This window comes from Streptomyces fractus (assembly GCF_049844455.1).
GTDB lineage: Bacteria > Actinomycetota > Actinomycetes > Streptomycetales > Streptomycetaceae > Streptomyces > Streptomyces fractus.
In genome coordinates this window covers 2503566-2523155 of sequence record NZ_JBMYHI010000002.1, presented here as the reverse complement: position 1 = coordinate 2523155, position 19590 = coordinate 2503566, and the positions used below count along the sequence as shown (strand labels likewise).

Here is a 19590-nt window from a genome sequence, read left to right as displayed (position 1 = left end):
CGCAGGCCATGGCCGCCCGTTCCACCGGCACGTCGCGTTCGCGTGCCCTCTCACAGAATTTCCTCGCCGACCGCGCCGCCGCGCGCCGTTTCGCACAGTTGGCGACACCGGATCCCACCCCGCTGCTTCTCGAAGTGGGCGCAGGGAGCGGCGCGTTGACCGCGCCGCTCGCCCGTCGCACACCGGACCTCGTCGCGTACGAGATCGACGGTCGGCTCGTCGCACGGCTGCGCGAGCGGTTCGCCGCGCAGGCCCACGTCCGCGTACGGCATGCGGACTTTCTCGCGGTGCGGCCGCCCCGGGTGCCGTTCGCCGTCGCCGGGAATGTGCCGTTCTCACGGACGGCCGACGTCGTGGACTGGTGCCTGCACGCCGACGCGCTGACCCGCGCCGTGCTGCTCACCCAGCTCGAGTACGCCCGCAAACGCACGGGTGGCTACGGGAGTTGGACCCGCCGCACCGTCCTCACCTGGCCGCACTTCGAGTGGCGGCTGCTCGGCCGGGTGCCGCGCACCGCGTTCCGCCCGGCCCCGCGGGTCGACGCGGGCGTGCTCCGTATCGAGCGCAGGGCGACGCCGCTGCTGACCCCGGCCGAGTACCCGGGGTACGAACGGCTCGTCACGCTCGGCTTCTCGGGGGTCGGCGGCAGCCTGCGCGCCTCGCTGGGCCGCGCCCACCCGCGCCGCCGGGTCGAGGCCGCGCTGCGCGACGCCGGGATCCCGCCCGGCGCGCTCGTCGGGGAAGCGGCCCCGGGGCAGTGGCTGCGGCTCTGGGGTTCCCTCAACCGGTGATGAACGCCCGGTGATCGGCGCCGGCCATCGATGCCCGGCGCCGATCACCGGTAGGCACCCCCTTCCCCCCTCGCATAATCATTTGCACGAGACGTCTCGTCTCGCTTACGGTGAGGGCGTGACGAACCCGAATCACGGCGAACGCGCCCATATCGCCATGTTCTCCAGCGCTCTCCACGGGCACGTGAACCCGAGTCTCGAAGTGATCCGGGAGCTCGTCGCCCGTGGGCACCGGGTCACGTACGCGATCCCGCACCTGTTCGAGGAGAAGATCGCCGAGACCGGCGCCGAGCCGGTCCTCTTCCGCACCACGCTTCCCGGCCCTGACGACGACCCGGAGGCGTGGGGCTCCACGCTGCTCGACAACGTGGAGCCGTTCCTGAACGAGGCGATCCAGGCTCTCCCGCAGCTGATCGAGGCCTACGAGGGCGAGGGCGGCGTCGGCGTCCCCGACCTCGTGATCCACGACATCACCTCGTACCCGGCAGGCGTCCTCGCCCACCGCTGGGGCGTGCCCGTGGTCACGCTCTCGCCGAACCTCGTCGCCTGGGAGGGATACCAGGAGGAGGTCGCGAAGCCGATGTGGGAGGAGCCCCGGAAGACGCCGCGCGGCAAGGCCTACTACGACAAGTTCGACGCGTGGCTCAAGGACTCCGGCGTACCGAGGACCGCCGACGAATTCTGGGGCTCCTACGACCGCACCCTCGTGCTCATTCCGAAGGCGCTCCAGCCGAATGCCGACCGGGTCGACGAGAAGAAGAACACCTTCGTCGGCGCCTGCCAGGGCGACCGGTCCGCACAGGGCGACTGGGAGCGCCCCGCCGACGCCGAGCGCGTGCTGCTCGTGTCGCTCGGCTCGTCGTTCACCAAGCAGCCCGCCTTCTACCGGGAGTGCGTGAAGGCGTTCGGCGATCTGCCGGGCTGGCATGTCGTGCTCCAGGTCGGCCGGCACATCACCGCGGAGGACCTCGGGGAGGTCCCCGGCAACGTAGAAGTGCGGCAGTGGGTGCCGCAGTTGGCGATCCTCAAGCAGGCCGACGCCTTCATCACGCACGCCGGCGCGGGCGGCAGCCAGGAGGGCCTGTCCACCGCGACGCCGATGGTCGCCGTGCCGCAGGCCGTCGACCAGTTCGGCAACGCCGACATCCTCCAGGGCCTCGGCGTCGCCCGGCACGTACCCATGGAGGAGGCGAACGCGGAGACCCTCCGCGAGGCCGTCCTCGCTCTGGTCGACGACCCGGAGGTGGCGCGCCGCCTCGCCGCCGTTCAGCAGGACATGGCGAAGGAAGGCGGAACGCGGCAGGCGGCCGACCTCATCGAGGCCGAACTGCGCCGCCCCTGACGTCGGCGGTCCTCTGACATCAGGGTGGGGTAGACGCGATTTCTTACGGAACGGTTCCAGTGTTCCGTAAGAAACGTGTGCCCAATAGGTAACGAAATTGACTCGCCTGCGGTGTACGACCAATACCCCCCAGTAAAGGTTGCGTTCGTTCGTTCTTGAACTTGGTAAGAACGGATTCTTACCTTGAGGTGAACCTACTTTTGAACAAAGGAAGCTGGCGCGCCTCATGCCCCGAGACATACCGTCATTGCCCGAAGTGCGGCGCATCACCCAGAAAAAGCGTGACGCGTGGTGGACCGTCCTGTTGGTCGACCCGATCGCCACACCTCTCGTCCGGGTCACGGCGCGCTGGACGCGCATCACCCCGAACCAGATCACCTGGGGAGCCCTCATCCTGGGGCTCGGCGCTGCCGGCTGTTTCGCGATGGGGGACTGGCGCTGGCTGATCGCCGGAGCCGTCATCTATCACCTGAGCTTCGTGCTCGACTGCATGGACGGCAAGGTCGCCCGGCTGACCGGGCAGGGCTCCGTGTTCGGCGCCTGGCTCGACTACATCTTCGACCGGGTCCGCGTCATGGCCTGCGCCGTGGCGCTGATGGGCGGCCAGTTCCAGCGCACCGGCGACCTGATCTACGTCTGGCTCGCCGTGGTCGTCGTCTTCCTCGACGGGCTGCGCTACATCAACTCGCTGGAGATCTTCAAGACCCGGCACACGATGCGCAAGCAGATCAAGGCCCGCGTGCGGGCGGCACGGCGCGCTCAGAACGCCGAGCGCATCGCGTTCATGGAGGACCTGCTGCGGGCCAACCCGTCCGCGGACATGGAGCAGGACCTGAACGGGGCGGCAGCCGAGGCCGAGCACGCCCAGGACACCGAGCGTGCCGAGCACCCCGAGTACGCCGAGGGGGAGACGCCGGCGGAGGACGTGGAGTCGGCGCCGCGTCCCAAGGTCGTCGACCTGCACCAGGAGTTCCGCAGCCGCTTCCCCGTCTATCTGCGCTTCCGGTCCTTCCTGCTGCGCCACCGGGTCCGTACGCACCTCGTGAGCGGCATCGAGTTCCAGATGGCCGTCTTCATCATCGGACCGCTGATCGACCAGGTGATCGGGGCGACCGTCGTGGCCGCCGCGCTGCTGCTCGTCTTCGAACTCGCCATCGTCTACAAGCTGTTGCTGTCCACGCGCGACTTCGGCCGCACGCTGGAGGCCTTCGAGCGGGACAGCGCCGACGAGGCCGGCGAAGAGGAAGAGAGCGAGAAGGGCCTGTCCACCGCCGCGTGACGCGAGCGGTGAACAGGCCGTACAGGCCGTACAGGCCGTGGGTCCGCGGGGCCGGGGCGCGTCAGACGCGCACCTCCTCGCCGCCCTCGCGCGGGACCGGGGCGGGCTCGATGCCCGCCTCGTCGTGCGTCAGGTCCGGCAGCCGGCGCAGCCACTTCGGCAGATACCAGTTGCGCTCCCCGAGCAGCGCCATCACCGCCGGGAGCAGCACTCCGCGGATGACGGTCGCGTCGATCAGGATCGCGGCCGCGAGGCCCACGCCCATCTGCTTCATGGACTGCATGGACAGCGTCCCGAAGATGCTGAACACGGCGACCATGATGACGGCCGCGCTGGTGACCACGCCGGCGGTGGTGACGACGCCGTGCCGGATCGCGTCCAGGTTCGTACGCCCCTGAAGACGTGCCTCCTTGATCCGGGACACCACGAACACGTGGTAGTCCATCGACAGGCCGAAGAGGATCACGAACAGGAACAGCGGCAGCCACGTGATGATGGCGCCGACCCCCTCCGCGCCGACCAGCGAGGCGCCCCAGCCGTGCTGGAAGACGGCGACGAGGATCCCGTAGGCGGCGCCCACCGACAGCAGGTTGAGCGCGATCGAGGTGATCGCGACCGTCAGTGAGCGGAACGACAGCAGCATCAGCAGGAACGCGAACGCCACGACGAACGCGAAGACCGGGACGACGGAACCGACGATCTGGTCGTTGAAGTCCTTCGACCCGGCGACCTGCCCGGTGATCGGCGCCTCGACGCCGTCCACCTCGCCGAACGTGTCGGGCCGCACCTCGTCGCGCAGCAGCGCCAGGCTCTTCTCGGCCTTGTCCTGATCGGATCCGCCGACGAGCGGTACGTCGATGACCGCCACGTTCTCGTCCGGGTGCACGGTGACCTCGACCGGCCCGCGCGAGGCGCCCGAACTCACGGCCCGCGCACGGAAGTCGGCGAGCGCGGCGCGTGCGTCGGCGGCGTTGATGTCGTCGGCCTTCACGACCACCTCGGCCGGGTCCGAGCCGCCCGGGAACGCCGCGTTGACCCGGTCGTACGTCGCCACGATCGGCAGCGAGTCGCCGAACTCCTGGTCCAGGGTGAGGTTCTGGGTCTTCATGCCGAGCGCGGGAGCGGCGATCGCGAGCAGCGCGACGATCGCGACGGCGACGGACACGGCGGGCCGCGCGAGCACGACGCTCAGCACCCGGCTCCAGAACCGACTGCCCGAACTCCCGTCCCCATCAGCCCCGTTGACTCCATTGCGCCGCTTCGTCGGGTGCAGGAACGGGATCCGTCCCTTCTCCACCCGCTCGCCGAGGAGCGAGAGCAGCGCCGGAAGCACGGTCACGGACCCCACCATCGCGACCGCCACCACCATCAGCGAGGCGAGGCCCATCGCCTGGAACTCGGCGAGCCCGGTGAACAGCATGCCCGCCATCGCCACGCACACAGTGACCCCGGAGACGATGATCGCCCGGCCGCTGGTGGCCGCAGCGACGCGCAGCGCGGTCCCCGGGTCGTGCCCCTTCATCCGTTCCTCGCGCTCGCGCCGCACGTAGAACAGGCAGTAGTCGACGCCGACCGCCAGCCCCACGAGCAGCATCACCGAGTTGGCGGTGTCGCTCATCGGCTGGAGATGGCTGACGACGCCCATCAGGCCCATCGTCGCCATGATCGCCGTGACGGCGAGCGCCACCGGGAGCAGCGCCGCGACGAGCGCGCCGAACGCGATCAGCAGAATGCCGAGCGCCACCGGCACCGCCGAATACTCGGCGCGCTGGAAGTCGTCGCCGAACGCGTCGTCGAAGGTCTTGTTCATGCTCGCGGCGCCGATCTCCTCGATCCGCAGCGCGTCATGGTCTCCGGCGACGCCGGCGACGGCCTTCTGGACCGGCTCGACGCGGTCCGCCGCGGTGTCGGGGTCGCCCCGCATGTCGAACTGGACGAGCGCGGTGCGGCCGTCCTTCGAGATGGTCCGGGTGCCGGCGGCGTACGGCGAGCGCACCGCGGTCACCTGCCGCGTGCCCTCGACGGCCTTCACCACGTCGGCGACCGCTGCCCTGAACTCCGGTGCGGTGGCCCGCAGTTCACCGTTCTTGCTCTGGACGAGCACCGTCTCGCCCGCCGGTTCGTCGACGCCCGCGTCGTCGATGATGGCCGCGGCCTGGCTCGTCTCGCCCTTGAGCTGGTCGTCCTCCGAGACGTCCACGCGCCCCGCGACGGACCCCAGGCCCATCGCCACCACGACGAACAGCACCCAGATCCCCACCGCCGCCCACCGGTGCCGGGCGCTCCATCCGCCGGCCCGCGCCGCGAATCCGCGCACCCGGCGCTCCCGCTGTTCCCCGTTCCTCGCCATCAGGTCACCTCCGGGTTCGAAGGTATGGGCGGGATAAGTCCGGTTCGTCGTGCTGGTCGGTGAGGTCCGGGAGGCGGGGGTCCGCGCGGAGGATGACCCGAGTCCCCTACATCTATCGGGGGTTGAGCCGACGAAGGATGAACCGTCGAACCTTGATCCGAACCTCCGGAACCGTCCGATTTGTTATTACGAAACCTTGTTGAGCACGTCACAGGTTCATGTAGGTCTTGATCTGATCGCGTCAATCGGTCAGGGTTTCGTCTCAACCCCCGGACATCTTCCGGAGTTTGACAACCTTCGCGAAGGATCGTCCTGGGGCGCTGGCATTCCCCCCACACCACTGAGGAGACCCCTCTTCATGGCAACAAACCAGCATGCGCGCACGATGAAGCTCACCGCGGCGATAGCCACGGCGGCTACGGCAGTGGGCGTCACCATGTTCGGCGGCTTCTCCGCCACCGCGGCCCCCGCCGAGGGCAAGGTCTACGGGCAGGACGCCAAGGGCGCCGTGTCCGGCAGCTACATCGTGCTGCTCGACCAGAAGGCGAACGCCTCCGCGAAGAAGGACCTGGCCAAGGAGTACGGAGGCACGATCGAGCGGAACTACAGCTCGGCGGTCAACGGCTTCTCGGCGAGCGGCCTCTCGGACACCGAGGCCAAGCGGCTCGCCGCCGACGGCTCCGTGTCGAAGGTCGTCCAGAACAAGAAATTCCACATCGACGCCACCCAGGACAACCCGCCGTCGTGGGGCCTGGACCGCATCGACCAGGCGGACACCGCGGGCGACGGCAAGTACACGTACCCGGACAGCGCGGGCGAGGGCGCGACCGCGTACGTCATCGACACCGGCGTCCGGATCAGCCACAAGGACTTCGGCGGCCGCGCCTCCTACGGCTTCGACGCCGTCGACAACGACGACAGCGCCGACGACGGCAACGGGCACGGCACGCACGTCGCCGGCACCATCGCCGGTGAGGCGCACGGCGTCGCCAAGAAGGCGAAGATCGTCGCCGTCCGCGTCCTCGACGACCAGGGCTCCGGCACCACCGAGCAGGTCGTCGCGGGCATCGACTGGGTGACCAAGAACCACCAGGGCCCCTCCGTCGCCAACATGTCGCTCGGCGGCGGCGTGGACGAGGCGCTCGACGCGGCGGTCAAGAAGTCCATCGACTCCGGTGTCACCTACGCGGTGGCGGCGGGCAACGAGTCGGCGGACGCCTCGCAGTCCAGCCCCGCCCGGGTCCCGGAGGCCATCACGGTCGCCTCCTCGACCAAGGACGACGAGCAGTCGGACTTCTCCAACTACGGTTCCGTCGTCGACATCTACGCGCCTGGATCGGACATCACGTCCGACTGGAACACCGGGGACGACGCCACCAACACCATCTCCGGTACGTCGATGGCGACACCGCACGTCGTCGGCGCGGCCGCCGTCTACCTGGCAGGACACAAGGACGCGGCCCCGGCCGACGTCGCCAAGGCGCTCACCGACGGGGCCACCCCGGACGCCATCAAGAACGCGTCCGACGGCACCGCGAACAAGCTCCTGAAGGTCACCGAGTAAACGTTCCGGCTCGACGACCGGCGGCCGCCGTGCCCACCCCCACGGGGAACGGCGGCCGCCTTATCGTGTGCGCATGACTCAGGGGACCTCGACCGAGGGATACGCGGCTCTGCTGCGCGGCATCAACGTCGGCGGCAACAAGAAGGTGCCGATGGCCGGGCTGCGGCCGGTGATCGAGGGCCTCGGCCTCACCGACGTACGCACCTACCTCCAGAGCGGCAACGTCGCCTTCACCGCGCCCGACGGCGGCGACGAGGACGCGCTCGCCGCCGCGATCGGCAAGGCGATCGAGGCCGGGTTCGGCTTCACCGTCGACGTCATCGTGCGCGGCCACGCCTACCTGAAGGCGGTCATGGCGGACTGCCCGTTCCCGGCCGCCGAACTGGAGGCCAAGCAGCTGCACGTCACGTACTTCTCGGAGCAGGTGACCGCCGAGCGGTTCGCCGCCGTCGACCCGGCCGCGTACGCCCCCGAGGACTTCCGCATCGGCGACCGCGCCCTCTACCTCTACGCGCCCCAGGGCCTCGGCGTCTCGAAGCTGGCGGCCCAGCTGTCCCGCCCGGCGCTCAACAAGGGCCTGATCGCGACGAGCCGGAACTGGAACACCGTGACGAAACTGGTGGAGCTCACGGCCCCACGGTGAGCGCGTCCGTGAAAAGGTCGGTGCATGCGCTACGTAATCATCGGAGCAGGAGCGGTCGGCGGCGTCATCGGCGGAAGGCTCGCGCAGTCGGGGCACAGTGACGTCGTGCTCGTCGCGCGCGGCAGTCAGTACCGGGCGCTGCGCGACAACGGACTGCGCGTCGAGACGCCCGACGGCACGCACACCCACCAACTCCCCGTCGTGGAAGGCCCGGAGGCGCTCGGCACGCTGCGCGCCGACGACGTACTGATCCTCGCCGTGAAGACACAGGACAGCGCGGCGGCGCTCGCCGCGTGGGGACCGCGCCCCGTCGAGGGCGGCGGCACGGCGGCCGGCCGGCTGCCCCTCGTCTGCGCGCAGAACGGTGTGGAGAGCGAGCGGCTCGCCCTGCGTACCTTCCAGCGGGTGTACGGGATGTGTGTGTGGCTGCCCGCCACGTTCGTCGAGCCGGGCGTCGTCCGCGCCCAGGGCGCCCCGCTCTCCGGCATCCTGCACGTCGGCCGCTACCCGTCGGGCAGCGACGACACCGTCCGCGCCATCTCGGCCGACCTGGAGAAAGGGCCCCTCGAAGCGCCCGTCGTCGACGACGTCATGCGCTGGAAGTACGCCAAGCTCCTCGCCAATCTCGCCAACTCGATCGAGGCGGTCTCCGGCGTGCTCACCAGCGAGGAGAGCATCGCCCTGTTCCGCCGGGCACGCGCCGAGGGCGAGGCGGTGCTCGACGCCGCCGGGATCGCGTACACGAGCAAGGACGAGGAGAAGGCCGCCCGCGCCGACAAGATCCGCTTCGAGCCCTTCGACAGCAGCCCGCGCGGCGGCGGCTCCTCCTGGCAGTCCCTCCAGCGCGGCGCGGGCAGCATCGAGGCCGACTACCTCAACGGCGAGATCGCCCTCCTCGGCCGCCTGCACGGAGTGCCCACGCCGATCAACGACGTCCTCCAGGAACTCGCCGACGAGGCGGCGCGGGAAGGCCGTTCGGCGGGGGAGACGAGCGTGGCGGAGCTGATCGCGGCCGTCGACGCGCGGTGCGCCGCGTAACCCTGTCGCGTTTGTTCAAGAGGGGCGGGTACCGGTCCCTGTAGCGTCCTCGCCATGACCGAACTTCGCATGGACACCCTGTACCCGTACCTCGCCGAGAGCGCCGACGAGGCCACCCGCGTCGCAGCCGGCGTCAAGCGCGACCGGCTCGACGCGGCCTCGGGCTGCGGCGATTGGGACGTGCGCACGCTCGTGAACCACTGGGTCGCGTACACCTGGCACGGCATGCGACACCGCGCGCTGCGCACGCAGTTGCCGGAGGAGCTGACCGCCCGCGACTTCACGGCCGACGCGGACTGGGCGACGACCTGCGCCGCCGATCTCGACCAGGGCATCGCCGCCTGGTCCGAACCGGCCGCCTGGGAGGGCGAGATCGACCTCGGCTTCGCCAAGCAGCCCGCCGCCGAGGTCGCCGCCCTGTTGTGGATCGAACTCGTCCTGCACGGTTGGGACGTGGCCCACGCCACCGGCCAGGAGTTCCGCGTCTCGGACGGCGCGGCGGCCCTGCTCCTCCAAGTCGTCGAGGCGAACGCCGAGCTGTACCGCCAGTACGAGGGTTTCGACGCGCCCGTCGACGTGCCGGACGACGCGTCCGTGTACGCGAAGGCGCTCGCCCTCAGCGGGCGCGATCCGCGCTGACGGCACGGCTCACTCGCCGCGCCACTGGGCGTCCCGCCGTGCCCACCGCACGGCGGGCCCCACGCCGAGGCCCGCCACCACGAACAGCGCCCCGAGCACAGCCCAGCCCGCCGTCCCGTGCTGGATCGCGGTGACCGTCACGAGCGCGGGCGCAGCCATCGAGGCCGCGGCCTGCCCGGAGTTGAACACGCCCTGATAGACGCCCTGCGCGCGGGAGTCCGCGAGGCCGTAGCCGACGGTCCAGCCGCCCGCCGCCTGCAACACCTCGGCGAGCACCTGCACCACCGCGCCGATCACCAGGACCGTCAGCGCCCCCAGCGGTGAGATCCCCGCCGAGAAGGCGAAGAACGCGCAGGACAGCGCGAGCAGCAGCCCCGAGCGGCGCATCGCCTTCACCGCGCCCGGCAGGTCCTCCACCCCGCGGGTCGCCCGCACCTGGAGCAGCGCCACCAGCACACAGTTGAGAACCATGACGAGGGCCGCCGTCCACCGCGGCGCGTCGGTGTGCTGCGAGATCCACAGCGGCAGCCCCACCTCCAACAGGGCGTATTGCAGGGCCAGTACGGCGTTGAGGAAGGTCACCGCGAGGAACGGCGCGTCGCGCACCGCCCGCCACCGGCTCTCCGCCGGGGTGTCCATGGCCGGCCGCCGCCCCGCGCCGCCGGGCAGCCGGTGCACCATCAGCGCGGACCCGGCGAACGCCACCGCGTCGAAGAGGATCAGCGCGGTGTAACCGGCGCGGCTGTCGAATTGGAGGGCGAGCGCGCCGAACGCGCCGCCCAGGCCCATGCCCACGTTGGTGACCATCCGCAGGTGCGCCCGCCCCTCGACGCGTTCCCCCACGGGCAGCACGTCCGCGTACAGCGCGTTGCGCACGCCCATGCTGCCCTGGCTCAGCGTCGCGTAGCAGATCGCCGTGACCAGGAACGAGACGTACGAGTCGATCAGCGTGTACGCCACGAGCCCCGCGCCGCACCCGACCCAGAGCCCGGTCAGTACCGGCCGCCGCCCCCACCGGTCCGAGGCCCGCCCCGCCGGCACCCCCGCCGCGAGCCCGAACACCCCGGCCACCGTGAGACCCACGCCCACCGACGTGGCGCTCAGGCCCACGGACCGCGTGAAGTACAGGACGCTGACCGGGAAGAACAGGCCACGCCCGAACGCGTTGAGCAGCGTGAGAAGGGACAGCCGGCGCAGCACCGGCACCGTGGGCAGCAGCCCGGCGAGGCGCGTCGTGGGAGGTAGGGGCCGGGGCGGAGATGTGGTCATGCCGACAGCGAAGCCGGGTTCCGGTCCGCCGCGATAATCCTTTAGCCTCTCGCTAAAGGGTGGGGAAGGTGGCAGGCGCAGTGATCGAATTCCGCTTCGTCGTGGGGGACCTCGCCCGTACGTCCTTCGCGTACTCGCCCCTCCAGGAGACCGTGTACTCGCTGCGCTGCTGGCGCGACCCCGCGCGCTACCCGCATCAGCGGCCCTGGCTGCGCCGCCTCGCCCCCGCCTTCCGGCGCCTCGACACCGAGCTGCTCGGTGCCCTCGTCGCGCCCCACCTGTGGATACCGGACTACCTGACCCCGCGTCCCACGCGCCCGCGACCGGGGTTCGCGGAGCAGCTCGCCGAGGTTCGTGCCGTCCCGCCCGAGACCCTCGAGTCCGAATTCACCGCCGCCTACGACACGGTGACGGACCGTCTGCCGCCGGTGCTGCGCGAGGGGCTCGCCGACCCGGCCGCGTTCCGCCACCGCATCGCCGACGCGCTGGAGGCCTACTGGCACACGTGCCTCGCCCCGGACTGGTGGCCCCGCGTCCAGTCCGTACTGGAGGCCGACCTCACGTACCGCGGCAAGGTGCTCGCGGACGCCGGGGTGGGCGGCCTGTTCACCAGCCTCGACCGGCGGCTTTCCTGGGACGGCGACGTGCTCACCCTCGTCCAGCGCGACAGCCTCCGCGCCTGGTCCCCGGCCGACATCCCGATCGAGGGCCGCGGGCTCGTCCTCGTCCCCACGCTCTTCTGCCACGGCGCCCACACCATGATCGACCCCGGACTGCCGCCGCTGCTCAGCTATCCGGCCCGTGGTCGCGCCACCATCTCCGAGACCCCGCCCCCGGCGGGCAGCGAAGCCCTGACCCGGCTGCTCGGCGCGGCCCGCGCCCGCATCCTGGGCCTCCTTGAGGAACCCGCGTCGACCACGGAACTGGCCCACCGCCTCGACGTCACACCGGGCGCCGTCAGCCAGCACCTGTCGATCCTGTACGACGCGGGTCTCTTGCTGCGTACGCGCAGCGGGCGGAGCGTGCGGTACGCGCGCAGCGAGCTGGGGGAGCAGCTGTGCGGTTGACCGGCGCTCAGGCGCCGACCGCCACCAACTCCCGTACGCAGGACGCCTCGTAACGCTCCATCAGGACCCGCGCCACCTCGGGCGCGGGACCCAGTACGTCAGCGAGTACGTCGGCGTCCGCGGCGCCCGCCGCGATCCGGTCGGGGAGCCGGCCGGGCGCGAGGACGTACGGGGCGACCGCCACGCGCTCGCAGCCCAGTGCACGGAGTTCGCGCACGGCGTCCTCCGTGCGGGGATGGGATGCGGAGGCGAACGCAGGCCGCACGGCGCACCAACCGGTGTGCCGCCACTCCCGCGCGATTTCAGCGATCACTGCGATCGCCTCCGGGTCGGAGGAGCCCGCCGAGGCCAGGACGACCCCGGTCGTGGGCTTGTCGGCGGGGGACAACCCCGCCTCGTACAGGCGTCGTTCGAGGGCCGCGACGAGCAGCGGGTCGGGGCCCAGGACCTCCGCCTGGCGGATCCGCATCCCGCGCGGCGCCTCGCGCAGCACCGCCGGGATGTCCGTCTTCGCGTGGAAGGCGCGGGTGAGGAGCAGCGGCAGCGCGATCACGTCACGCACGCCCTCGGCCGCCAGCGACCCCAACACCCCGTGCACCGACGGCACGTTGAAGTCCAGGAACGCCGTCTCCACCCGCACACCGGGGTTCTGCGCCCGGACCTCGCCCACGAGGGCGTGCACGGTCGCGGCATGGCGCGGGTCGCGGCTGCCGTGGGCTATCACGAGGAGAACCGGGTGGGTGGGTGAGTGGCGCATCGTCGCTCAGTTCCTGAAGGGGAGTCCGTGGGCGTCGTCTCAGTCCTTGCCGCGGCGGCGAGGGCGCCGCCGGGCGGCCGGCACACGGTCGCCCGCGTGCCGGCCCTGGGGGCTCAGAAGTCCCAACCCTCCTCGTCCACAAGGGCCTTGGGGTCCTCCGCCGAGGCGAAGGACTCGCCGGCCATGCCCGCCGCGAGCGTCGTGCCGTCCGCCGGGTCGACCAGCAGGAACGAGCCCGTGCGCCGCGAGTCCGCGTAGGAGTCGATGGCGAGCGCCTCGGCGATGCGCACCTTCACGCGGCCGATGTCGTTGGCGACGAGCTGACCCGGCTCGGGGTGCTGGGAGAGGTCGTCGAGCGTGAGCCGCGACGGGATCTCCTTGACGATCGCCTTGACCGTACGGGTGGTGTGCTTGAGCAGCACCCGCTGGCCGACGACGAGCGGGGTGTCGGCCACGTGGCACACCGTCGCCTCGATGTCCTGCGAGGTGGCGGGCGCGTCGTGGCTCGGCACGATCAGGTCGCCGCGCGAGATGTCGATGTCGTCCTCCAGGAGGAGGGTCACCGACTGCGGCGTCCACGCGACGTCGACCGCCGTACCCAGCAGGTCGATTCCCGTGACCTTCGACGTGCGGCCCGACGGGAGCACCGTGACGGACTCGCCGACGCGGAACGTGCCGGCCGCGATCTGCCCCGCGTAGCCCCGGTAGTCCGGGTGCTCGGCGGTCTGCGGGCGGATCACGTACTGCACGGGCAGCCGCGCGTGGCAGCTCGTGAGGTCGTGGCTGACCGGCACCGTCTCCAGGTGCTCCAGGACGGTGGGGCCGCCGTACCAGTCCATGTTGGCGGACGGCTCCACGACGTTGTCGCCCGCGAGCGCCGAGATCGGGATCGCGGTGATCTCCGGGACGCCCAACTGCCCAGCGTACGCGGTGAATTCCTCGGCGATCTTCGCGAAGACGGTCTCCTCGTAGTCGACGAGGTCCATCTTGTTGACGGCGAGGACGACGTGCGGGACACGGAGGAGGGCCGCGACGGCCGCGTGCCGGCGGGTCTGCTCGATGACGCCGTTGCGGGCGTCGACGAGGACCACGGCGAGGTCGGCGGTGGACGCGCCGGTCACCATGTTCCGCGTGTACTGCACGTGGCCCGGGGTGTCCGCCAGGATGAAGCGGCGCCGCGGGGTCGCGAAGTAGCGGTACGCGACGTCGATCGTGATGCCCTGCTCGCGCTCGGCGCGCAGGCCGTCCGTGAGCAGCGCGAGGTCCGGCTCGGCGGCGCCGCGCGACTTGGACGCCAGCTCGACGGCCTCCAGCTGGTCCGTGAGGACCGACTTGGAGTCGTGCAGCAGGCGGCCCACGAGCGTCGACTTGCCGTCGTCGACCGAACCGGCCGTGGCGAACCGCAGCAGGGTCGTCGCCGAAAGCCCGGCCAGCTCTTCAGCGGCGGCGGAGGTGGTGGTGCTCATCTCTAGAAGTACCCTTCGCGCTTGCGGTCTTCCATCGCGGCCTCGGACATCTTGTCGTCGGCGCGGGTGGCCCCCCGCTCGGTGAGCCGGGACACGGCGATCTCGGCGATGACCTTCTCGATGGTCGTGGCGTCCGAGTCGACGGCGCCGGTGCAGGACATGTCGCCGACGGTGCGGTAGCGGACCTGCCGCGTCTCGACCGACTCGTCGTCCTTCGGGCCGCCCCAGTCGCCCGCGGTCAGCCACATGCCGCTGCGCTTGAAGACCGGGCGCTCGTGCGCGTAGTAGATCTGCGGCAGTTCGATGTTCTCGCGGGCGATGTACTGCCACACGTCCAGCTCGGTCCAGTTGGACAGCGGGAACACGCGGACGTGCTCGCCGGGCGCGTGCTGGCCGTTGTAGAGCTGCCACAGCTCGGGGCGCTGGCGGCGCGGGTCCCACTGGGAGAACTCGTCGCGCAGGGAGAAGACGCGCTCCTTGGCGCGTGCCTTCTCCTCGTCGCGGCGGCCGCCGCCGAACACGGCGTCGAACTTCTCCGACTGGATCTTCTCGGTCAGCGGCACCGTCTGGAGCGGGTTACGGGTCCCGTCCGGACGCTCGCGCAGCTTGCCGGCGTCGATGTACTCCTGCACGGACGCGACGTGCAGGCGCAGCCCGTGCTTCTCGACGGTGCGGTCGCGGTACTCCAGGACCTCGGGGAAGTTGTGCCCGGTGTCCACGTGCAGCAGCGAGAAGGGGATCGCGGCCGGGGCGAACGCCTTCAGCGCCAGGTGCAGCATGACGATGGAGTCCTTGCCGCCGGAGAAGAGAATCACCGGCCGCTCGAACTCGCCCGCCACCTCGCGGAAGATGTGCACCGCCTCGGACTCGAGAGCGTCCAAGTGGCTGAGCGCGTAAGGGCTGTCGGTCTCCTCGGAGCCCTCGGAGACGGAAGAAGCTACGGTCGTCATGCGGCGAGACCCCTCTCGGTGAGCAGCGCACGGAGCGCTGCCGCGGACTCCTGCACGGTCTGGTTCTGCGACTCGATGCGCAGGTCGGGCGATTCGGGTGCCTCGTACGGGTCGTCGACCCCGGTGAGCCCGGACAGCTCACCGGCGGCCTGCTTGGCGTACAGGCCCTTCACATCACGGTCGGAGCACACGTCCACGGGCGTGGCGACGTGCACCTCCAGGTATCCCGTGCCACCGGTCTGGTGGCGCTTGCGGACGGCCTCCCGGCTGTCGGCGTACGGGGCGATGACCGGGACGAGCACCAACACGCCGTTACGGGCGAGGAGTTCGGCGAGGTAGCCGATGCGCTGCACGTTCGTGTGCCGGTCCTCGCGGCTGAAGCCGAGGCCCGCCGTGAGGTACTCGCGGATCTCGTCGCCGTCGAGCACCTCGACCTTGCGGCCCTCGGCGCGCAGCGTGTTCGCCAGCTCGTACGCGATGGTGGTCTTGCCGGCGGACGGCAGACCCGTGAGCCAGATCGTGGCTCCGGTCACTTGGTTCTCCAAAGTCCGTATGTCGTTCATGGGTTCAGGCCCGGTCAGCCGTGCAGTCCGCACTCGGTCTTGGCCTGGCCGGCCCACCGTCCGGCGCGCGCGTCCTCGCCCTCCAGGAGGCGGCGGGTGCACGGGGCGCAGCCCACGGAGCCGTAGCCGTCCATCAGGAGCGGGTTCGTGAGGACGCCGTGCTCCTGGATGTACGCGTCGACGTCGTCCTGCGACCAGCGAGCGATAGGCGAGACCTTGACCTTCTGCCGCTTCTCGTCCCAGCCGACGACCGGGGTGTTCGCCCGCGTCGGGGACTCGTCGCGGCGCAGTCCCGTGGCCCACGCGGCGTACCCGGCGAGACCCTCTTCGAGGGGCTTCACCTTGCGCATCGCGCAGCACAGGTCGGGGTCGCGGTCGTGCAGCTTCGGGCCGAACTCGGCGTCCTGCTCGGCGACCGTTTGCCGCGGGGTGAGCGTGATGACGTTGACGTCCATCACGGCCTCGACGGCGTCCCGGGTGCCGATCGTCTCCTCGAAGTGGTAGCCGGTGTCGAGGAACACGACGTCCACACCGGGCATCGCGCGGGAGGCGAGGTGGGCGACGACCGCGTCCTCCATGGACGAGGTCACGCAGAACTTCTTGCCGAAGGTCTGTGCCGCCCACTGGAGGATCTCCAGGGGGGTGGCGTCCTCCAGGTCGCGCCCGGCCTGCTCGGCGAGCGCCTTCAATTCGTCCGTGTCCGTGGGGGCTTGAGCTGTCGTCATATCTGTTCCCCTCCACCTTCGTTGTGCTGAAGACCGCGGGCGAGCAGCCCGCGGAACTTCAACGTGAAGGCCCGATTGCAGGCCGCGCATTCCCAGGCGCCGTGACCTTCTTCGCTGGGCCGAAGATCCTCGTCGCCGCAGTACGGGCAGAAGAACGGTGCCGCGCGCTCGCTCATGAAGGGCCTCCCTCTTTTTTGAGGCTCGGTTCGCCTCCGGGGCGCCTGTTGCCGGTGTCGAGCCGACGACCGTGCTCGACCCTCCTTCGTCGGGCCTCCGCGCGCTCGCCGTCTCGACACCGGCGCGCCCCTTCGGCTCACTCGCCAACCTCATGACAGGGCCTCCGCAGAGGCACGGGCCGCCCAGGTCGCGAAGCGCTCGCCGTTCTCGCGCTCCGCTTCGTAGTTCTTGAGGACCCGCTCGATGTAGTCGGGCAGTTCGTCCGAGGTGACCTTCAGGCCGCGGACCTTGCGGCCGAACCCGGCCTCCAGGCCGAGCGCGCCGCCGAGGTGCACCTGGTAGCCCTCGACCTGGTTGCCGTCCTTGTCGAGCACCAGCTGGCCCTTGAGACCGATGTCCGCGACCTGGATACGGGCGCAGGCGTTCGGGCAGCCGTTGAGGTTGATGGTCAGCGGCTCGTCGAACTCCGGGAGACGCTTCTCCAGCTCGTCGATGAGCTGCGAGCCGCGCGCCTTGGTCTCGACGATGGCGAGCTTGCAGAACTCGATGCCGGTGCAGGCCATCGTGCCGCGCCGGAACGGCGAGGGCTTGACCTGGAAGTCGAGGGCTTCGAGACCGGCGACCAGCGAGTTGATCTGGTCCTCCGCGACATCGAGGATGATCATCTTCTGCTCGACGGTGGTGCGCAGCCGGTCCGAGCCGTGCGCGCCGGCCAGCTCGGCGATCTTGGCGAGCGTGGCGCCGTCGACCCGGCCGACGCGCGGCGCGAACCCGACGTAGAACCGGCCGTCCCGCTGCTGGTGCACGCCGATGTGGTCGCGCCACTTCTGCGAGGGCTCGGCGGGCGCCGGACCGTCGACCAGCTTCCGCTTCAGGTACTCGTCCTCGAGGATCTGGCGGAACTTCTCCGGGCCCCAGTCGGCCATCAGGAACTTCAGACGGGCGCGGGTGCGCAGGCGGCGGTAGCCGTAGTCACGGAAGATGCCGACCACGCCGGCCCAGACGTCGGCGACCTCGTCCAGCGGCACCCACGCGCCGAGGCGCTGCGCGAGCTTGGGGTTCGTGGACAGCCCGCCGCCGACCCAGAGGTCGAAGCCGGGCCCGTGCTCGGGGTGCTCGACACCCACGAACGCCACGTCGTTGATCTCGTGGACCACATCCTGGACAGGGGAGCCCGAGATCGCGGTCTTGAACTTGCGCGGCAGGTTGGAGAATTCCTTGTTGCCGATGTACCGGTCGTGGATCTCGTCCACGGCGGGGGTGCCGTCGATGATCTCGTCGGCGGCGATGCCGGCCACCGGGGAGCCGATGATCACTCGCGGGCAGTCGCCGCACGCCTCGGTCGTGGACAGGCCCACGGCCTCCAGCTTCTCCCAGATCGCCGGAACGTCCTCGATGCGGATCCAGTGCAGCTGGATGTTCTGCCGGTCGGTGATGTCGGCGGTGCCCCGCGCGTACTGCTCGGAGACCTCGCCGATCGCGCGCAGCTGCGCCACGCTCAGCCGGCCGCCGTCCACCCGCACGCGCAGCATGAAGTACTCGTCGTCCAGCTCCTCCGGCTCCAGGACGGCCGTCTTGCCGCCGTCGATGCCGGGCTTGCGCTGGGTGTAGAGACCCCACCAGCGCATGCGTCCGCGCAGGTCCTGCGGGTCGATGGAGTCGAAGCCACGCTTGGAGTAGATCGTCTCAATACGTGTCCGTACATTGAGACCGTCGTCGTCCTTCTTGAACTGCTCGTTGCCGTTGAGCGGAGTGAAGTGGCCCACGGCCCACTGGCCCTCGCCACGGTGACGGCTCACCTTGCGGCGGGGCGTGGCGGGAGCGGGTGTTTCTGGGGTGGCAGCCATGGAGTGCGTCCTTCAGGCAGGCTTTGGGCGGCTCTGACCTGCACACTTCGCGCAGGGGCGCGGCGGTGCGCAGAGGGATCAGGTGATGCGGGGGATCGGCGGTGCTGGAGAGATCAGCGCGCCGGACAGATGGCGCTGGACATGCGGCCGAAGTCGACGTGACGTCGACTCACCAAGGCGGTTCCAGCTGTAGACATGAGGAAAGCGTGTCACGGGACTTTGGGCCCGGTCCACCATCGTCCGCAATCTGGACGAGATCGTCTCGAATCGCGGACAATGGTGGCGCCGGTCACAGTGGTGGTGCCTCGCTCGACGGGGAGGCGGGGAGTCGTGGCGGCGGGGCGCGCTCAGGCGGCGGGAAAGGCTCCCGGCCACGGCCCGGCGGTCGGAAGGTCCGGCTCCTCCTCGGTCTCCGTCCTGAACACCTTGAACCCGCGCCGCTCGTAGTTGGCCATGGCGTGCTCGCCGTCCTTGCTGCACGTGTGCAGCCACACCCGCTTCGTGGGCTCCCGGTCCGGCCACCGCTCCGCCAGGTCCCACGCGCGCGCGACCGCGTACGAGAGGAGGTGGCCGCCGATCCGCCGCCCGCGGAACGCCGGGATCAGGCCGAAGTAGACGACCTCCACGACGCCGTCGTCCTGCGCGTCCAGCTCCACGTACCCGGCGGGCGTGCCCTTCTCGTACGCGACCCATGTCTCGGCACCCGGACGCGACAGCTGCTCCTGCCACTGCGCGTAGGTCCAGCCGAGCCGGTCGAGCCAGCGGATGTCGCTGCCCACGGACGCGTACAGGTACCGGCTGAACTCCGGCGAGGGGACCTCGGCGCGCACGATGCGCACGTCGTCGCCCTCGGGCGCGCTCGCGGGGCGCAGGTCGGAGGGCGAGGTCTGCTCGAGGGACCACGTGGTGACGGTGAGGGTGTCGCTGCTGCTCATGCGGCTCATCGGATCACGGCCGACGCGCTATGGCCAAGGCTGCCCGGAATGCGGGAGGATCCGGCATCGCGCAACAGCGCGCCCCCCAGTGCCACCCTGGTCGCGCGCCCTGTACGACATCCGCCGCGCCCTCGGCGGCGGCGAAGGCGACGGTCGCGACGGCAGTACGGAAGGCCTTCGCGGACCGG

General features: G+C 70.6%; 18 protein-coding genes. 8 read left to right on the top strand and 10 right to left on the bottom strand.

Annotation, left to right across the window (positions count from 1 at the left end; genetic code table 11):
- Window positions 1–8 precede the first annotated feature (8 nt).
- The 3 genes from erm (at window position 9) to ACP4E5_RS13265 (ending at window position 3412) form a co-directional block, all read left to right on the top strand.
- On the top strand, window positions 9–791 hold the full coding sequence (gene erm / locus ACP4E5_RS13275; protein WP_425828276.1) for an ErmE/ErmH/ErmO/ErmR family 23S rRNA (adenine(2058)-N(6))-methyltransferase: 783 nt from the start codon (window positions 9–11) through the stop codon (window positions 789–791).
- Window positions 792–948: 157 nt separating this feature from the next.
- On the top strand, window positions 949–2133 hold the full coding sequence (gene mgt, locus ACP4E5_RS13270; protein WP_425841272.1) for a macrolide-inactivating glycosyltransferase: 1185 nt from the start codon (window positions 949–951) through the stop codon (window positions 2131–2133).
- Window positions 2134–2359: 226 nt separating this feature from the next.
- Window positions 2360–3412 carry a CDP-alcohol phosphatidyltransferase family protein gene (locus tag ACP4E5_RS13265; RefSeq protein ID WP_425828274.1) on the top strand — a complete coding sequence of 351 codons (1053 nt, stop codon included), beginning with the start codon at window positions 2360–2362 and terminating at the stop codon, window positions 3410–3412.
- Between the two features lie 61 nt (window positions 3413–3473).
- On the opposite strand, the gene ACP4E5_RS13260 is transcribed toward ACP4E5_RS13265, so the two are convergent.
- Window positions 3474–5762, bottom strand: coding sequence for an MMPL family transporter (locus ACP4E5_RS13260; protein WP_425828272.1), 2289 nt, complete (start codon window positions 5760–5762; stop codon window positions 3474–3476).
- A 358-nt stretch (window positions 5763–6120) separates the two neighbouring features.
- Here ACP4E5_RS13260 and ACP4E5_RS13255 point away from each other — a divergent pair, with 358 nt between their 5' ends.
- From ACP4E5_RS13255 to ACP4E5_RS13240, 4 genes are all read left to right on the top strand, one after another.
- On the top strand, window positions 6121–7326 hold the full coding sequence (locus ACP4E5_RS13255) for a S8 family peptidase (protein WP_425828270.1): 1206 nt from the start codon (window positions 6121–6123) through the stop codon (window positions 7324–7326).
- A 73-nt stretch (window positions 7327–7399) separates the two neighbouring features.
- Entirely contained in the window at window positions 7400–7969 is a 570-nt protein-coding gene (locus ACP4E5_RS13250; RefSeq protein WP_425828268.1) for a DUF1697 domain-containing protein, read from the top strand.
- A gap of 24 nt (window positions 7970–7993) precedes the next feature.
- Entirely contained in the window at window positions 7994–9007 is a 1014-nt protein-coding gene (locus ACP4E5_RS13245) for a ketopantoate reductase family protein (RefSeq protein ID WP_425828266.1), read from the top strand.
- Window positions 9008–9061: 54 nt separating this feature from the next.
- Entirely contained in the window at window positions 9062–9646 is a 585-nt protein-coding gene (locus tag ACP4E5_RS13240; protein ID WP_425828264.1) for a TIGR03086 family metal-binding protein, read from the top strand.
- Window positions 9647–9655: 9 nt separating this feature from the next.
- On the opposite strand, the gene ACP4E5_RS13235 is transcribed toward ACP4E5_RS13240, so the two are convergent.
- Complete coding sequence (locus ACP4E5_RS13235; protein ID WP_425828262.1) at window positions 9656–10915, bottom strand: MFS transporter; 1260 nt, start codon at window positions 10913–10915, stop codon at window positions 9656–9658.
- Window positions 10916–10983: 68 nt separating this feature from the next.
- Here ACP4E5_RS13235 and ACP4E5_RS13230 point away from each other — a divergent pair, with 68 nt between their 5' ends.
- Window positions 10984–11982 (top strand): ArsR/SmtB family transcription factor, encoded by a 999-nt coding sequence (locus tag ACP4E5_RS13230; protein WP_425828261.1) that lies wholly within the window; start codon window positions 10984–10986, stop codon window positions 11980–11982.
- 7 nt (window positions 11983–11989) lie between these two features.
- On the opposite strand, the gene ACP4E5_RS13225 is transcribed toward ACP4E5_RS13230, so the two are convergent.
- The 8 genes from ACP4E5_RS13225 to ACP4E5_RS13190 form a co-directional block, all read right to left on the bottom strand.
- Window positions 11990–12739: a sirohydrochlorin chelatase gene (locus tag ACP4E5_RS13225; RefSeq protein ID WP_425828259.1), complete on the bottom strand. Its 750-nt coding sequence runs from the start codon at window positions 12737–12739 to the stop codon at window positions 11990–11992.
- Window positions 12740–12852: 113 nt separating this feature from the next.
- Entirely contained in the window at window positions 12853–14205 is a 1353-nt protein-coding gene (locus ACP4E5_RS13220) for a sulfate adenylyltransferase subunit 1 (protein WP_425828257.1), read from the bottom strand.
- Window positions 14206–14207: 2 nt separating this feature from the next.
- On the bottom strand, window positions 14208–15155 hold the full coding sequence (gene cysD, locus ACP4E5_RS13215; RefSeq protein ID WP_425828255.1) for a sulfate adenylyltransferase subunit CysD: 948 nt from the start codon (window positions 15153–15155) through the stop codon (window positions 14208–14210).
- Entirely contained in the window at window positions 15152–15718 is a 567-nt protein-coding gene (cysC, locus tag ACP4E5_RS13210) for an adenylyl-sulfate kinase (RefSeq protein WP_425828253.1), read from the bottom strand. Before cysC ends, cysD begins: the two co-directional genes overlap by 4 nt.
- A gap of 14 nt (window positions 15719–15732) precedes the next feature.
- Window positions 15733–16443, bottom strand: coding sequence for a phosphoadenylyl-sulfate reductase (locus ACP4E5_RS13205; RefSeq protein WP_425828251.1), 711 nt, complete (start codon window positions 16441–16443; stop codon window positions 15733–15735).
- Complete coding sequence (locus tag ACP4E5_RS13200) at window positions 16440–16619, bottom strand: hypothetical protein (RefSeq protein ID WP_425828249.1); 180 nt, start codon at window positions 16617–16619, stop codon at window positions 16440–16442. The genes ACP4E5_RS13205 and ACP4E5_RS13200 overlap by 4 nt, the downstream gene beginning before the upstream one ends.
- Window positions 16620–16769: 150 nt before the next feature.
- The gene (locus ACP4E5_RS13195) at window positions 16770–18467 is read right to left on the bottom strand and encodes a nitrite/sulfite reductase (RefSeq protein WP_425828247.1); all 1698 of its coding nucleotides are present in this window, start codon (window positions 18465–18467) and stop codon (window positions 16770–16772) included.
- A gap of 347 nt (window positions 18468–18814) precedes the next feature.
- On the bottom strand, window positions 18815–19402 hold the full coding sequence (locus ACP4E5_RS13190; RefSeq protein WP_425828245.1) for a GNAT family N-acetyltransferase: 588 nt from the start codon (window positions 19400–19402) through the stop codon (window positions 18815–18817).
- Window positions 19403–19590 lie beyond the last annotated feature (188 nt).